The 15,505-nt window shown below is 60.7% G+C and carries 15 protein-coding genes; 6 read left to right on the top strand and 9 right to left on the bottom strand.

Annotated elements, in window-relative coordinates:
• Positions 1 to 31 precede the first annotated feature (31 nt).
• Together ACR0B5_RS02690 and ACR0B5_RS02685 are read right to left on the bottom strand one after the other, a co-directional pair.
• On the bottom strand, positions 32 to 490 hold the full coding sequence (locus ACR0B5_RS02690; RefSeq protein WP_480538246.1) for a DNA polymerase III subunit chi: 459 nt from the start codon (positions 488 to 490) through the stop codon (positions 32 to 34).
• A 4-nt stretch (positions 491 to 494) separates the two neighbouring features.
• Positions 495 to 1,961, bottom strand: a complete 1,467-nt coding sequence (locus tag ACR0B5_RS02685; protein ID WP_480538244.1) for a leucyl aminopeptidase — start codon at positions 1,959 to 1,961, stop codon at positions 495 to 497.
• A gap of 229 nt (positions 1,962 to 2,190) precedes the next feature.
• On the opposite strand from ACR0B5_RS02685, the gene lptG reads away from it, so the two are divergent.
• The 5 genes from lptG (at position 2,191) to rsmA (ending at position 8,586) form a co-directional block, all read left to right on the top strand.
• Positions 2,191 to 3,291: an LPS export ABC transporter permease LptG gene (gene lptG / locus ACR0B5_RS02680; protein WP_480538242.1), complete on the top strand. Its 1,101-nt coding sequence runs from the start codon at positions 2,191 to 2,193 to the stop codon at positions 3,289 to 3,291.
• Positions 3,291 to 5,453, top strand: coding sequence for an LPS-assembly protein LptD (locus ACR0B5_RS02675; protein ID WP_480538240.1), 2,163 nt, complete (start codon positions 3,291 to 3,293; stop codon positions 5,451 to 5,453). Before lptG ends, ACR0B5_RS02675 begins: the two co-directional genes overlap by 1 nt.
• Complete coding sequence (locus ACR0B5_RS02670) at positions 5,444 to 6,697, top strand: peptidylprolyl isomerase (protein WP_170664992.1); 1,254 nt, start codon at positions 5,444 to 5,446, stop codon at positions 6,695 to 6,697. Before ACR0B5_RS02675 ends, ACR0B5_RS02670 begins: the two co-directional genes overlap by 10 nt.
• A complete protein-coding gene (pdxA, locus tag ACR0B5_RS02665; protein WP_480538238.1) occupies positions 6,694 to 7,659 on the top strand; it encodes a 4-hydroxythreonine-4-phosphate dehydrogenase PdxA in 966 nt (321 codons plus the stop codon). Before ACR0B5_RS02670 ends, pdxA begins: the two co-directional genes overlap by 4 nt.
• A gap of 84 nt (positions 7,660 to 7,743) precedes the next feature.
• Entirely contained in the window at positions 7,744 to 8,586 is an 843-nt protein-coding gene (rsmA, locus tag ACR0B5_RS02660) for a 16S rRNA (adenine(1518)-N(6)/adenine(1519)-N(6))-dimethyltransferase RsmA (RefSeq protein WP_480538236.1), read from the top strand.
• A 154-nt stretch (positions 8,587 to 8,740) separates the two neighbouring features.
• Here the strand turns inward: rsmA and ACR0B5_RS02655 are convergent, their stop codons facing one another.
• From ACR0B5_RS02655 to prfA, 3 genes are all read right to left on the bottom strand, one after another.
• Positions 8,741 to 9,322 (bottom strand): DUF4167 domain-containing protein, encoded by a 582-nt coding sequence (locus ACR0B5_RS02655; RefSeq protein ID WP_170466528.1) that lies wholly within the window; start codon positions 9,320 to 9,322, stop codon positions 8,741 to 8,743.
• 241 nt (positions 9,323 to 9,563) lie between these two features.
• On the bottom strand, positions 9,564 to 10,409 hold the full coding sequence (prmC, locus tag ACR0B5_RS02650; RefSeq protein ID WP_170638534.1) for a peptide chain release factor N(5)-glutamine methyltransferase: 846 nt from the start codon (positions 10,407 to 10,409) through the stop codon (positions 9,564 to 9,566).
• Positions 10,406 to 11,461 carry a peptide chain release factor 1 gene (gene prfA / locus ACR0B5_RS02645; RefSeq protein WP_480538233.1) on the bottom strand — a complete coding sequence of 352 codons (1,056 nt, stop codon included), beginning with the start codon at positions 11,459 to 11,461 and terminating at the stop codon, positions 10,406 to 10,408. The genes prmC and prfA overlap by 4 nt, the downstream gene beginning before the upstream one ends.
• A 63-nt stretch (positions 11,462 to 11,524) precedes the next feature.
• Here prfA and ACR0B5_RS02640 point away from each other — a divergent pair, with 63 nt between their 5' ends.
• Entirely contained in the window at positions 11,525 to 11,806 is a 282-nt protein-coding gene (locus ACR0B5_RS02640) for a hypothetical protein (protein ID WP_170373917.1), read from the top strand.
• A gap of 7 nt (positions 11,807 to 11,813) precedes the next feature.
• On the opposite strand, the gene ACR0B5_RS02635 is transcribed toward ACR0B5_RS02640, so the two are convergent.
• The 4 genes from ACR0B5_RS02635 to ACR0B5_RS02620 all read right to left on the bottom strand — a co-directional run bounded on the left by ACR0B5_RS02635 (position 11,814) and on the right by ACR0B5_RS02620 (position 15,467).
• Positions 11,814 to 12,215 carry a DUF1499 domain-containing protein gene (locus ACR0B5_RS02635; RefSeq protein ID WP_480538231.1) on the bottom strand — a complete coding sequence of 134 codons (402 nt, stop codon included), beginning with the start codon at positions 12,213 to 12,215 and terminating at the stop codon, positions 11,814 to 11,816.
• Positions 12,216 to 12,280: 65 nt separating this feature from the next.
• Complete coding sequence (speB, locus tag ACR0B5_RS02630) at positions 12,281 to 13,228, bottom strand: agmatinase (RefSeq protein WP_480538229.1); 948 nt, start codon at positions 13,226 to 13,228, stop codon at positions 12,281 to 12,283.
• An 89-nt stretch (positions 13,229 to 13,317) separates the two neighbouring features.
• Positions 13,318 to 14,292, bottom strand: coding sequence for an agmatinase (speB, locus tag ACR0B5_RS02625; RefSeq protein ID WP_170458640.1), 975 nt, complete (start codon positions 14,290 to 14,292; stop codon positions 13,318 to 13,320).
• 11 nt (positions 14,293 to 14,303) lie between these two features.
• On the bottom strand, positions 14,304 to 15,467 hold the full coding sequence (locus ACR0B5_RS02620; protein ID WP_480538227.1) for a M20 aminoacylase family protein: 1,164 nt from the start codon (positions 15,465 to 15,467) through the stop codon (positions 14,304 to 14,306).
• Between the last annotated feature and the right edge of the window lie 38 nt (positions 15,468 to 15,505).

Below are 15,505 nucleotides of genomic sequence, written 5' to 3'. Positions count from 1 at the left end.
TCGCTCTCCTGATTTCCGCAACAGCCGCGCGCTAGGCTTCGGCTTTCTTTTCCCAACGGCCCGATTCCTCGGACCAGTATTGCGCTGAACATCCCGCGCCAGTCAGCGCTTTCCATTGGCCGCGCGCATGTTGAACGGCCTCCATGTCATTGCCGTCGAACAGAATGCAGACCCGGTCCAGCGCGGCGACCTCGTCCGGGTCAATCGCCGCCCCGTCCACCGCCATCACGCAGCTGGCATCATTTGCGGCCTGCATGTCCAAGGTAAGCAGGATCGGTTGCATCGCATCATGCGGCCCACCGGCCCGACCGTGCGGCAGGAACCCGTCCTCGGGTCCCAGCCACAGTTTTTCGTCCAGCCAGTCCAGCCGTGCAGGATCAGTCCCCCGCACGGCAATCTTCCACCCGGCCTGACGCGCCTTGTCCAGCAGGACCGGCAAAGTATGCTCCAGCGGCTGACGGGTCAGGTGATAGAAATAGACGGCCCCCATGGGATTACTCGAAATTGTCCTGCACAAAGCGGCTCAGCGCTCGAACGCCCCAGCCTGTGGCGCCTTTGGGGGCATAAGACGTCTCAGCAGCGACCGAGGCGACGCCAGCGATATCGAGGTGAATCCACGGCGTCTCTTCCTTGACGAAGCGTTGCAGGAACTGCGCTGCGGTGATCGAGCCCGCAGGCCGTCCACCTACATTCTTCATATCCGCGATGCGCGACTTCAGCTGCTTATCATAGGCCGCACCCAAAGGCAGCCGCCATGCGCCTTCGTCCTCGGTCTTGGCCGATTTCAGGAAGGCATCGCAGAAGGTGTCATTGTTCGAGAACACACCTGCATTCTCATGGCCAAGTCCGATGATGACCGCCCCGGTCAGGGTCGCCAGATCAATCATACCGACCGGAGAGAACCTTTCCTGCGCGTACCACATCACGTCGCACAGAACCAAACGGCCCTCAGCATCTGTGTTAATGATCTCGACCGTATCGCCCTTCATTGATTTCACCACGTCGCCCGGACGGGTCGCATTGCCTGAGGGCATGTTCTCGACCAGCCCCACAAGACCAACCACATTGGCCTTGGCCTTGCGCTTGGCCAGCGCCCGCATGGTGCCGGCCACAACCCCTGCACCGCCCATGTCCATGGTCATGTCTTCCATGCCACCCGCCGGTTTCAGCGAGATCCCTCCGGTGTCGAACACAACGCCCTTCCCGACAAGCGCCAGCGGCGCATCGTCTTTGTCGCCCCCGTTCCACTGCATCACCACAACTTTCGACGGGCTGACCGAGCCCTGACCCACACTCAACAGCGTGCGCATGCCCAGTTCGGCCAGCTTGTCTTCTTCCAGCACCTCGACCTCGAGGCCCAGCGATTTCATCTCGTCCAGACGGTCGGCGAATTCGGTGGTGGTCAGGATGTTTGCAGGCTCATTCGTCAAGTCGCGGGTCATCCGCACCCCATCGGCAACCGCATACATCGGTGCAAAGGCCGCCTCGGCCTCGTCATGCTTGCTGTGGCTGATCGTGACCGAACCTGCCGCATCGCTCTCCTTGGTTTTGTGGACGTCGAAATCATAGCTGCGCAAAGCGATGCCCATCGACAGATGTTCCACGCGCACCTGATTGCCCGCCATCACCAACAGGTCTTTGCCACCAGCCAGTTTAGCCAATGACGCCCCCGCCTTGCGCGCCTCATCCGCTTCGGGGCGGCGCGGCAGGACCACAATATCCAACGCTTGGGCAGCCATTCCAACCGGCCACGCCAGCGAGATAACATCCCCGGTTTTCACCTTTTCGAACCGATCGCTTTCCACCAATCGAGCAACCGCTCCACGCGTCAGTTTGTTGGCGCGACGCACGGCGGGGTTCATCTTACCATCGGCGGGAATGATGATTGCCACGCGCCCTTCCGCCTGCGCCATGGCATCCACGTCAAATGCCTCAAAACGGATTGGTACCAGACTGCTCATAGCAAACTCCTCAAAATCTGTTCCCCAAGACCTAGCCCGCGCTGCGCGGCTTGACCAGATAGCAGTTTTCCCCGCCCGCCATTTGCATTAAGGTCCTGCAAAAATAAACGGCAGGCTCGGGGGAGATCTAAGTGGCACCAAACGGCAGGCATTCGCTGTCGCGCATGATGACATGCATTGGCGATCCGGGCGTGAACCCCTGCGTTTCAAGCCCTGAGAGGGTCTTTCCGTGATCCTCGACCGCTATTTCGCGCGCCGCTTTCTTCAAAGCTTTGTGGTCATCGGCGGCATCTTTCTGACCCTGATGATTCTGATCGACCTGATCGAACAGCTGCGCCGCTTTGACGACTATGACCTGTCCGTCGGCCAATTGCTGGGTCTGACACTGCTGAACACCCCTGCCGCGATCAGCGAGATGCTGCCCCTGCTGATTATCCTGTCCACCATCGCGCTGTTCGTGGGGCTGGCGCGCACCTCGGAACTTGTGGTGACCCGCGCCACCGGACGCTCGGGGCTGCGGGCGCTGGTGGCCCCCGTCATCCTGGCCCTGATGATTGGCATTCTGGCCGTTGCTTTGCTGAACCCGATCGCCGCCGCGACCTCGGAAGAGTTCGAGCGTCTATCGGATGCCTATCGCGACGATGGCAGCTCTGCCCTGTCGATCAGCCGCGAGGGGCTGTGGTTGCGTCAAAGCTCGGACAATGGCCAATCCGTGATCCACGCCAGGGGTACATCGAACGGGGATACTCTGGGTCTTGACGATGTGACCATCATCACCTTTTCGGGCGGCGGAAAGCCAAACCAGCAGATCGTGGCCGAACGCGCGGAGCTAACCAACGGAACCTGGGTTTTGACCGACGCCAAACTCTGGCCGCTGCGGGACGACCTGAACCCTGAAACAAACGCTGTTTCGCATGAACGTCTTGAGCTGCCGACCACACTAACGCGGGAACGCATTCTGGACACGCTGGGTAAGCAGGACTCGGTCTCGGTCTATGATCTGCCCAAGCTGATCCGTGATTTGGGTGAGGCCGGGTTCTCGACCAAGCAATATGAGGTCTGGTTGCATGTCCAACTTGCCCGGCCGCTGTTTCTGGTCGCCATGGTCCTGATCGGAGCCGCCTTCACCATGCGCCATGTGCGCTTTGGTGGAACCGGTGTGGCGGTGCTGACGGCTGTTCTGCTGGGCTTTGCGATCTATTTCGTGCGCAACTTCGCGCAGATTCTGGGCGAAAACGGCCAGCTTCCGATCTACGTCGCCGCCTGGGCACCGCCCTTTGCGGCGATCCTACTCTCGCTTGGCCTGTTGCTGCACGCGGAGGACGGCTGATGCGACGTTTTATGCCGTTTGCAGCGACCAGCCTGCTGGCCCTGACCCTGCCCCTTGGCCTGGCCGCGCAGAATCTGTCCGACCCGACTGTCACCCAAAGCCCGGCCCAAGAGGAAGAACCGGCGCTGCTTGTGGCCGATAAGATCTTTATCACGCCCGAACGCAAACTTGTGGCCGAAGGCAATGTCGAGGCGTTTCAGGGCAACGTCAAACTCAGCGCCAATCGCATCGTCTATGATCGCGAAACCGGAGAGCTGACGTTGGATGGCCCCGTCCGCATTGATCAGGGTGGGCAAACGACTGTACTGGCGGAGTCGGCGCAGCTGGACAACGGGCTTCAGAATGGCCTGCTAGTGGGCGCGCGGATGGTGTTCGAGCAGCAGGTGCAAATCGCATCCGTTCAGGCCCGCCGCGCCGGTGGGCGCTATACGCAATTCAGCAAGATCGCCGCGACCTCGTGCCATGTCTGCACCGATGGCCGTCCGCCTCTGTGGCAGATCCGGGCGCGTAAGGTCACGCATGACTCGTTAGAGCGGCAGCTTTACTTTGAGGGAGCTCAGCTGCGGGTGCTGGACGTTCCCGTTTTCTACTTCCCCTATCTGCGCCTGCCCGACCCGACGCTGGAGCGTGCGACCGGTTTCCTGGTGCCGTCCATTCGTACCACCTCGCAGCTCGGAACCGGGGTTCAGGTGCCGTATTTCTTCAAAATTGGTGACCACAAGGACCTGACCCTGACGCCCTATCTCTCGTCCAAAACCACGACGCTTGGCTATCGCTATCGACAGGCTTTCGTGAATGGTCGGATCGAGATCAACGGCGCGCAGACCCGGGACGACATACAACCGGATCAGGATCGCGGTTATCTGTTCGCCGAAGGCTGGTTCGACTTTAAAAATGACTATCGCTTTACCTTCGATCTGCAGACGACCTCGGACGATTCCTATCTGGCCGATTACGGTCTGCCCGATTTGGACCGCCTCCGCAGCGAAGTTGCGCTGGAACGGATCAAGCGCGACACAGCGTTCCGGACCAGTTTCATTCACTACAAGACTCTGCGTGACAGCGAAGATCAGGATGAAATCCCCTCGCGCATATTCGATCTGAACTTCCAAAAGCGCTATTTCCCAACCTCCGTCGGCGGAGAGGTCCGGGTGAACGTCATCGCCCACGCGCATGAGCGCACCAGCGATGAGGACGTGGTCGGACGCGACGTTGCCCGCACAACATTTGATGCCGAATGGCTTCGAAGTTGGACCTTTGCGACCGGATTGCGCGCTGATGCTTTGTTCGGCGCCTCCATTGACGCGTTCAACATCCGCCACGACAGCAATTTCCCCACGCAGGCCACCCGGACAACCCCTCGCGCCGCTCTGACCTTGCGCTATCCGATGACACGCCGCGAAAAATCCGGAGCGACGCAGTTTCTGGAACCCATCGTTCAGTTCGGCTGGACGAATGTTTCCGACAATGACGTGCCGATCGACGAAAGCACGTTTCAGGAATTCGACGAGGGCAACCTACTGTCTCTGTCGCGCTTTCCGGCAGAGGATCGCCGCGAGGATGGCGCAACCGCCGCTGTCGGCGTCAACTGGGCGCGCTATGGTCTCGGAGGCTGGCAGGCGCTTGCCACGGTGGGCCAAGTCTTTCGTGCGGATGCCGATCCGGATTTCACTCTGACTTCGGGACTGCAGGGCACATCGTCCGATATCCTGCTGGCCGGTCAGCTCAAAACCGCCAATGGCTGGTCTTTGGCCGGGCGCGGAATTCTCAACGGTGACCTGAGCTTTGCCAAGGCCGAGCTGCGTGGAGAGTGGGCGAAAGAAGGTTCAGCCTTCACCGGCAGCTATATCTGGCTGGAACCCGACCCGGCTGAAAACATCGACGAGGAGGTCTCGGAGATCTGGCTGCGCGGGCGATATCAGGTTGACCAGAACTGGCTGACCCGGGCCGAGGCCCGCTATGACCTGAACGAATCCGAGCCGATCCGCCTGGGCTTCGGCGTGACATACCAAAACGAATGCGTTCGGGTTAACATGTCCGTAAGGCGGCGCTTTACTTCAACATCAACTATTGAGCCTTCGACCGAATTCGGCTTTACGGTATCCTTGACAGGATACGCCCTCGAAGGCGCTGGTAACACTTACAAGAGAACATGCAGTTGATTTCAACTTTCTCACGGTTTCTTCGTTCCGCTTCGATCCGGCTGGTGCTTCCGGCCCTGGCCGCTACGATTCTGACTTTCACCGCGCCCCAGACGTTTGCGCAAAGCCTGTTTTCGCCAGCGATCCGGGTCAATCAGGACGTGGTAACTTGGTATGAGTTGGAGCAACGTCAACAATTCATAAACGCACTCGGTATCTCTGGCGGGTCCGAGGCCGAAGTCCGGCAAGCACTGATTGATGACCGCTTGCGCAAACAAGCGGTGCGAGAAGCCGGGATCGAGGTCCCGCCAGAAGCGATTCAGGCCGGCGTCGATGAATTTGCGGCCCGAGGGCGCCTCAGCACCGAGCAGTTCCTGCAATTGCTGGCCAACGAGGGGGTAGACCCCGAAACGGTCCGCGACTTTGTCGCCGATCAGCTAACATGGCGCAACTATATCAGCGCTCGTTTTCTGTCTCAGGCCAACCCCTCCGAGGAAGAGATCAACCGCGCTCTGGGTCAGGGCGGCGGCGGTGGGCTTCAGGTCTTGTTGTCTGAAATCATCATTCCCGTGAACCAGCAGACCCTCGCCCAGACCGAGCTTCTCGCTGAAGAAATCGCCAATCTCGAAGGGTTTGACGCGTTTTCGGCTGCGGCTGCGCAATACTCGGCTGCAGAAACCCGCAGCAATGGCGGCCGCCTCGACTGGCTGAACCTGTCCGGCCTGCCCCCAGCTCTCCAGCCCGTGGTTCTTGGCTTGAAGAATGGTGAGATCACCAGCCCGATCGCCCTGCCCAACGCCATCGCTCTGTTCCAGATGCGCGGCCTGCGTGAAGTTTCAACCGGCACGCCCTCCTATTCCAAGATCGACTACGCCATTTACTACATGGCCGGCGGCCGTAGCGCCGAAACACTGGCCGCCGCCGCGAAACTGCGCGAAGAAATCGACACCTGTGATGACCTTTACGGTATCGCGCAGGAGCAACCGACCGAGGTGCTGGAGCGTGTGGACGCTGCCCCTTCCGAGATCCCGCGCGACATCGCGGTCGAGCTGGCAAAGCTGGACCCGAACGACGTCTCGACCACGCTGACACGCAACAACGGCCAAACACTGATGTTCCTGATGCTGTGCAATCGCACCCGCAATCTGGGCGAAAATACCTCTCGCGCGGACGTCGCGAATGCGCTGACGCAACAGCGCCTGCAAGCCTTTGCTGACAGCCTGTTGGAACAATTGCGCGCCGACGCCAGCATCATCGAACAATGAGCGCGCCCATCGCGCTTAGCTGCGGCGATCCGGCGGGCATAGGCCCCGAGATCGCCGCCAAGGCATGGGCGGAATTGCGCGACACCTGCCCCTTTTTCTACATCGGCGACGTCGCGCACCTGCCCGCAGACACACAGGCCCAGCTGATCAGCGACCCGGCCGAGGCCATCTCGGTTTCCCAAACCGCGCTACCGGTTTTGAAACTGGACTTCCCAGCCCCCAACACGCCCGGCCAACCCGACCCAGCCAATGCACCGTCGGTCATTGATGCCATCGAACAGGGCGTTTCCGTTGTGCAATCCGGAGCGGCCTCAGCCCTGTGTACGGCCCCGATCCATAAAAAGGCGCTCATCGACGGAGCAGGTTTTTCATACCCCGGTCATACCGAATTCCTGGCCGCGCTGGCGGGCCGAGAACGGGTGGTGATGATGCTGGCCAGCGATCAATTGCGCGTCGTGCCCGCGACCATTCACATCCCCCTCTCCCGTGTCCCGCAAGAGCTGACCCCGGCCCTGCTGCACGACACGATCGAGATCACCGCCACCGGCCTACGCTCCCAATTCGGCATTGAGGCCCCGCGCATCGCAGTGGCTGGCCTGAACCCCCATGCGGGCGAAGGCGGCAAGATGGGAACCGAGGAACTGGACTGGATCGCCCCGATGCTAGCGAACCTGCAGCCCGAGGGCTACAGCGTGACCGGCCCACATCCCGCCGACACTATGTTCCACGCTGCCGCGCGCAGCCGCTATGATGCAGCAATCGCGATGTATCACGATCAAGCCCTGATCCCGATTAAAACGCTGGATTTTGACCGGGGCGTGAATGTCACCCTGGGCTTGCCTTTCATCCGCACCTCGCCCGATCACGGCACTGCTCTGGACATCGCAGGGCAAGGCATCGCCAACCCAACCAGCCTGATCGAAGCACTGAAACTCGCGCAGAAGATGGCACAAAGCGCTTGATGCTTCACCTGGCTGGAAATATCCCCGCCGGAGGCAAAAAATCACTGGCGCTGACACCCTCAAACGCGTCACGGTAACCGGATCATGAGCGCTATCGACACCCTCCCCCCCCTGCGTGAAGTCATCGCGACCCACCAGCTGTCCGCCCGCAAATCGCTGGGCCAGAACTTTCTGCTCGACCTGAACCTGACCGCCAAGATCGCGCGCCAGGCAGGAGACCTCAGCACCTGTGACGTTCTGGAAATCGGCCCCGGCCCCGGAGGGCTGACCCGTGGGCTGCTCTCTGAGGGCGCGCGCAAGGTTGTGGCGGTGGAAAAAGACACCCGCTGCATCGCCGCCCTGAACGACATCGCCGCCGCCTATCCCGGCCAGTTGGAGGTGATCAACGGCGATGCGCTAGAAATTAACCCGCTGGAGCACCTGACCCCGCCCATCCGCGTCGCGGCCAACCTGCCCTATAACGTCGGTACCGAGCTGCTGGTGCGTTGGCTGACCCCGCCGGAATGGCCGCCCTTCTGGCAAAGCCTGACGCTCATGTTCCAGCGCGAAGTGGCCGAACGCATCGTCGCCCAACCCGGAAGCAAAGCCTATGGTCGACTTGCGATTCTGGCCCAATGGCGGGCCGAGGCGCGCATCGCCATGTCTCTACCCCCTGGTGCGTTCACCCCACCACCGAAAGTCTCCAGCGCAGTGGTTCACCTGACCGCCCTGCCCGAGCCGCGCTATCCCGCCGACGCCAGCACCCTGTCCCGCGTCGTGGCCGCCGCATTCAATCAACGCCGCAAAATGCTGCGCGCTTCCCTGAAAGGCGTGACGCCTGATATCGAGGACCGCCTGATCGCAGCCGGCATCAAGCCTACCGAGCGGGCCGAACAGGTCCCGCTTGAGGCCTTTTGTGCCCTCGCGCGCGAAGTCAAAAAAACCTAAAGCGTTTTGCGTTTTAGCTGAGGCAAAGCCACCGAAATGCGCGTACGACCGCAGGGGAGGCAGCGTATTTCGATTCCAATCAAACGCAAAGCGATCTAGGCGCAACAAAAAAGCCCCGGATCAAACCGGGGCTTACTTCGTATCCGTGCAGGGCTTACTCAGCCGCTTCGGGCGCGTCCCCGTCGGTTTTTGGCGCTTCCTCAGCCGCAGGTGCAGCTTTGGGCTTGCGAGGCGCGCGCGGTTTACGCGGCGGCTTTTCCTTCTTCTCAGGGGCCTGAGCACCTTTGTCTTTGCTCTCAGGGGTCTCAACCAACCCGCTTTCCGGCGCAGGCTCGGGCGCGCTGAAATCCATTACATCAGGCTGGGGCGCCTCGGCCGGGTCGGCCTGACGGGCGGCTTCACGCTCCTGACGTTCGGCGCGTTCACGGTCGCGCTCGGCCTGACGTTCGCGGTTCTGGCGCTCCTGCTCTTCGCGGCGCGCTTCAATCTCGCGCTGCGCCTCGCTCAGCATCCGCAGATAGTGTTCGGCATGCTGCTGAAAGTTCTCAGCCGCGACACGGTCGTTGGACAGCTGTGCGTCGCGCGCAAGCTGGTTGTATTTGTCAATGATCTGCTGCGGTGTGCCACGCACCTTACCCTCGGGGCCCGAGCTGTCGAACACACGGTTGACGACGTTGCCGCCAGAAGGACGATTGCGGTTATTTTTGGCCCGCGAGCGGGATTTGGAAGATCTCATCTTACTTTACGTCAGCCTTATCAATTCGCTGCCGATCAACCCGTACCTTACGCTGCTCAGAGGCCTGTCCCGTAACGTGTCATCGGCTTTTTTGGGCTTGGCGTCAGGGGCGCGCTGAAGCAGCGTCAACCTCTCCGACCATTCCTGAGTAAACATGTCCTGCCGCCTCAGACAAGAGGTTTCTGGGATATTTCGCAGCTTTTTTACAAAGACCGGCGCTTTTCGGCCTCTAACGCTGCGTTCAACCCGGGATTCTGCCCAAAACAACACGGTCTCGCCCATCCAGATCAGGGATGACGCGGATATCCGACAAGCCAGCGGCATCGAACAAAGCCGACACGTCCTTGGCCTGTGTCGGTCCGATTTCTACCAGCAAGCGCCCGCCCGCCATCAAGAAATCAGGTGCACCCGCCGCGATCCGGCGATAGGCGTCCAGCCCGTCCCCTTCATCGGTCAAAGCCATGCGAGGTTCATGCTCGCGCACTTCGGGCGACAGGTCCTGCATTTCTGACAGCGCGATATAGGGCGGGTTCGAGACGATGAGATCAAACTGCCCTTCAATCCGCTCGAACCAATCCGAGCGCAAAATCTCGGCCCGGTCCTGTACGTTATGCTGAACCGCGTTGGCGCTGGCCTGTAAACAGGCCGCTTCGCTCAGATCTGCACCCAGGCCCGTAGCACTGGCGCGTTCGGCCAGCAGCGTCACCAGGATGCAGCCCGAGCCAACCCCAAGGTCCAGAACATGGTCAAACGGTTCGCTCAGCGCGGCTTCGATCAGCGTTTCGGTTTCCGGGCGCGGGTCCAGCACATCGCGGCTGACGCGGAAATTGCGACCGTAGAACTCCCGTTCTCCCAGCAGATGCGACACAGGCACCCGGATCGCGCGCAGCGATACCAGTTGCTCATAGCGTTCGGCGATGTCAGGCGACAATTCCTCGGGCGCGATCAGAGTGACGCGGCTGGCCTCAATTCGGGCCGCATGCGCCAAAAGGACCCGCGCGTCGCGGGCCGGGTCATCGACACCAGCAGCACGCAGGCGGGCTGTTGCGGCAGCCATCGCCTTGGCGGCGGTCAGGGCCGCTATCATTGCGCCATCTCGGCCAGTAACCGGGCCTGATCATCCGCAGTCAGGGCATCGATCACCTCGTCCAGATCGCCCTGCATAACCTGATCCAGTTTGTAGAGCGTCAGGTTGATGCGATGATCCGTCATGCGACCTTGCGGGAAGTTATAGGTCCGGATCCGCTCGGACCGATCACCCGAGCCGACCTGACTGGCCCGATCCGCCGAGCGTTCGCTGTCGATCCGCTGCCGTTCCAGATCATAGAGGCGAGTTTTCAGCACCTGCATTGCGATCTCGCGGTTGCGGTGCTGCGATTTCTCGGAGCTGGTCACCACGAGACCGGTCGGCAAGTGGGTAATCCGCACCGCCGAGTCGGTGGTGTTCACGTGCTGCCCCCCGGCTCCGGACGACCGCATCGTATCAATGCGAATGTCATTGGCGTCGATTTGGATGTCGACATCCTCGGCCTCGGGCAGAACCGCAACCGTCGCCGCCGAGGTATGAATACGCCCACCGCTTTCGGTTTCGGGCACGCGTTGCACCCGATGCACGCCGGATTCGTATTTCATCCGCGCAAACACGTTGTCGCCTTTGATATGGGCCACAACCTCTTTGATGCCGCCAAGGTCCGAGGCCTGTTCTTCGATGATCTCGAACCGCCATCCCCGTGCTTCGGCATAGCGTTGGTACATGCGCAGCAGGTCCCCAGCGAACAACGCCGCTTCATCCCCGCCGGTGCCGGGACGGATTTCCAGCATGGCCGGTCGCGCATCCGCTGCGTCCTTGGGCAGCAGCGCCAGTTGCAGCGCATGTTCGGCCTCGGGGATACGGGACTGAAGCTGGGGGATTTCCTCCTCGGCCAGTTCCTTCATATCCGGGTCGGCCAGCATCACCTCTGCCTCAGCCAAATCCGAGACCAGCTGACGCCAGGACAGGATCTGATCGACCACCGGTTTGAGGTCGGAATACTCTTTTGCCAGGGTCGCAATATCCCCGCCCGAGGCGCCATCGGCCATGGCGGCTTCGAGGTATTGGAATCGCTGGGTTATCTGCTCAAGGCGTTCTTCGGGGATCATCCGGCGGGTGTCTCTTAATCTGGGGCTTTGGTCAAGAGCCAGCCTTGTGCTAAGGTTCCCGGCATGAAGGGGTTGGTTTTCATTTTATCGCTGTTCGCACTACCCGCCATGGCCGATTATGTCGGGCCGGATGGCAAAGTTCGCGATTGCTATTGCACTGACAAGTCAGGCTCGCGGATCGAGTTGGGCCAAATGATCTGCTTGCAGGTTGATGGCCGGATTTTCACCGCGCAATGCCAGATGTCGTTGAATGTGCCGATGTGGCGCGAGGTGCAGGAAGGATGCCTGTCCTCGGATTTGGATTGGCCCGATCTGGATCAGACCCTCAAGACATCGGCGTCCTAAACGCTGCCTACATCTGCGCCAGCCACCCATCAACGCGGGCCTTGTTCACCCCGAAATCCTTGCGGCCAAAGCGCAAGCGGCCATGGAGGCGCAACACGTCTCCGTCCTGCTGGACTGTGGTGTAGTCGGGGAAGCCGATGATCTTGGTGCGGGTGATATAGGTGATCCGCCCCTCACCCACCGACCCAGCCAGAACGGTTGTACGCGGCGCGTTGCGGGCAACGGCATCCAGCCTCGCCAACCCCTCTGGCCCTGTTTCGACCACGCGCAGTACGCCGCCTTGCAGATCCTGGTTGGTCTCGGCCTGAGGGGCAACGTGCCAGTCCGCCGGATCGGAGGGCGCAAGCCGGATATAGGCCCCCAGCGCGATCACCAGACCAACAACACCCAAAGTCAGCATGCGTTTCATTCCGTCCCTGTCCTTTTCCTGAACCCTATGCGGAACAGATGCCGTTTCAAGGCAAACCCGGCCAGCTACCGTGACGTCACACCGGGCAGGATGCAAAGAAGCTCGAACAGAAGATTGGCCGCCGTCAGCGCCGTGTTCCCTGACGAGTCGTAGGGCGGAGAGACCTCCACCAGATCGCAGCCCACCACGTTCACCCCTTGCAACGCGTGGATCAGTTGCAAGGCTTGCGGGGTTGTCAGCCCTCCGATCTCGGGCGTGCCGGTGCCGGGGGCATAGGCCGGGTCCAGACTATCTATGTCATAGGTGATATAGACCGGGTGATCGCCGACCGTCTTGCGGATTTGCGAACCGATCTGCGTAAGGTTCTGCTGCCACAACTCCCACGCGGGGAATTGCTGGAATCCCCAGCCCTGAGCCTCGGTAAAATCGGTTGAGGCATAGCCCGAGCCGCGAATGCCGATCTGAAAGGTCTTGTCTGGAACGATCAGCTTTTCCTCATAGGCGCGGCGGAAGACGGTGCCATGGGTCTCACGCTCGCCAAACATCTCGTCGTTTACATCTGCATGGGCATCCACATGCACAAGAGCGACCGGCCCGTGTTTCGTGGCAATCGCACGCAGGATCGGCAGGGTGATGGAGTGATCTCCGCCCATCGCCACAGGGACCACATTCTGCGCGAGGATACCGTCATAGCTGTCCTTGATGATCTTGAGGCTTTCCGACAACGAAAACGTATTGATCGCCAGATCGCCGATATCCGCAATCTGCAACGTATCGAACGGGGCTGCCGATGTAGCCATGTTGTAGGGCCGGATCATCGCGCTTTCGCTGCGGATTTGCTTGGGTCCGAACCGCGTGCCCGACCGCCACGAGGTACCGATATCCATCGGTATCCCCAACAGCGCCACATCCAGCCCAGCCAGCGAGGTCGCCTGCGGCAGCCGCATAAACGTGTTCGGCCCGGAGAACCGCGCCAGATCATTGCCGCTGATCGGTTGATTGTATTCAGTCATGTGCGGTTGTTTCCCATCCCTTCAGATCACGTTTCTCAGCTCATAACGGAAACTTGGCTAACCATTGGTTAACGCGCTTCGATCCCCGTTTACTTTTTCTCGGCCATCAGCCGGTTCCACCCCAGCAGGCAGATGATTTGCGTGGCCACATGAGCGCCCGCAATGGCAGTCGCCCCGGAGGTGTCATAGGGCGGAGACACCTCGACCACATCCCCGCCTTTGATGTTGATCCCGGCGATGTCGCGCAGAATGATTTGCGCCTGAATCGAGGACAAACCGCCCCAAACCGGCGTCCCGGTCCCCGGCGCAAAGGCTGGGTCCAGACCGTCGATATCGAAGCTCAGATAGACGGGGCGGTCGCCGAGTATGGATTTGATCTTCTGCGCCACGGCAGCGGGGCCGGATTCGTAAACTTCACGCGCGTCGATGATGTTGACGCCCAGCGTGTCCTCGTTGCTGGTACGGATACCAACCTGAACCGAGCGTTTCGGGTCCACGATCCCCGATTTCACGGCCTTGTAAAACATGGTCCCGTGATCGACGCGGGACATGTCATCGTCCGCCCAGGTGTCCGTATGCGCATCGAATTGCAGCAAGGACATCGGGCCGTATTTCTCGGCATAAGCTTTCAGGATCGGAAAACTGATATAGTGATCGCCGCCTAAGGTGACCGAGGCCACGTCAGCCGCCAGAATCGTGCGGATATGATCGGTCAGCGTATCCGGAAAGGCCGGGATATTGGCGTAGTCATAGGCCATATCGCCATAGTCAACGATCGCCAGCTCGCTCAGCGCGTCAAAAGGCCAACCGTATGGTGCATCGGGGGATTGCAGCGCACTCGCCTCGCGGATCGCGCGGGGGCCGAGCCTTGTGCCGGGGCGGTTCGTCACTGCCTGATCGAACGGCACGCCGGTGACAGCGATATCCACACCCTTCAAGTCCTTGGTGTAAAGCCGTCGCAGGAACGAGGTCGCGCCGCCAAAGGTGTTCTCATAGGACAGGCCCTTGAGGTCGGGGTTGGTAAAGGCCTCATCGACCTGATGTTTTGCGTCTTCCAGTGCCATGTCTTGTCCCCTCAGCCCAGCGGCTGCGCCTTTTCCACGATCCGGGCAAAGAACGAGGCCCCGACCGGTGCGATATCATCGTTGAAGTTGTATTTCGGGTGGTGCAGCCCGGCACCCTCACCCTGACCCAGAAACAGGTAAGCCCCCGGACGCGCCTGCAGCATGTATGAGAAATCCTCGGCCCCCATATCGCGGCCCATATTGTCGACAACGCGGTCCTCGCCTGAGACCTCGCGCGCCACATCCGCGGCAAAGGCTGTTTTCTCGGCGTCATTGATCGTCGCCGGATAGCCGATCTGATAGTCCAACCTAGCCTCAACCCCGTAAGAGGCCGCCTGGCCAGCCACGATCTGCTCCATCCGCTCGATCACCATCTTCTGAACAGTTGGATCAAACGTGCGAACGGTGCCGTTCAGGTAAGCCGTGTCCGGGATCACATTATTCACCGTCCCGGCGTGAATCTGCGTGACGGAAATCACCAGATCCTGCACCGCATAGTGGTTCCGGCTGACAATCGTTTGGATCGCCTGCGCAATCCCGCAGGCCGCCATCACCGGGTCCTTCGTCTGGTGCGGCAGTGCTCCGTGCCCGCCCTGCCCCTGCACGTGAATCTCGAACGTGTCCACGGCTGCCATCAGAGGCCCCGCGGTCGTGTAGAAAGCCCCCTCGGGGTTTCCCGGATCATTGTGAATGCCATAGACCTGAGAGATTTCGAACCGGTCCATGATGCCTTCCTGCACCATCACATCCGCGCCGCCGCCTTCTTCTTCGGCCGGTTGAAAGATCAGCGCCACACGGCCTGCGAAATTCCGCGTCTCGGCCAGATAGCGCGCAGCCCCCAACAGCATCGTCGTGTGCCCGTCATGCCCGCAGGCATGCATCTTGCCGGGGTTCTTCGAGGCGTATTCAACGCCCGTCTCCTCGGGGATCGGCAGCGCGTCCATATCGGCCCGCAAACCGATGGTCGGGCCGTCGCCCTGTCCGTTGATGATCGCCACCATCCCGGTCTTGGCAATGCCTTCGTGCAACTCATCCACGCCGAACTCCCGAAGACGCTCAGCCACGAAAGCGGCTGTCTCGTAGCATTCGAACTCCAGTTCAGGGATCGTGTGCAAGTGCTGGCGCCAATTGGCCATATCGGCGGCAAAATCGGCAATTCGGTTGACGACGGGCATCTGGGGTGGACTCCTGATCGGGACTGCGGAATGGATGC

The organism is Ruegeria sp. AG1 (assembly GCF_056541705.1).
This window is presented reverse-complemented; position numbering and strand designations above follow the sequence as displayed.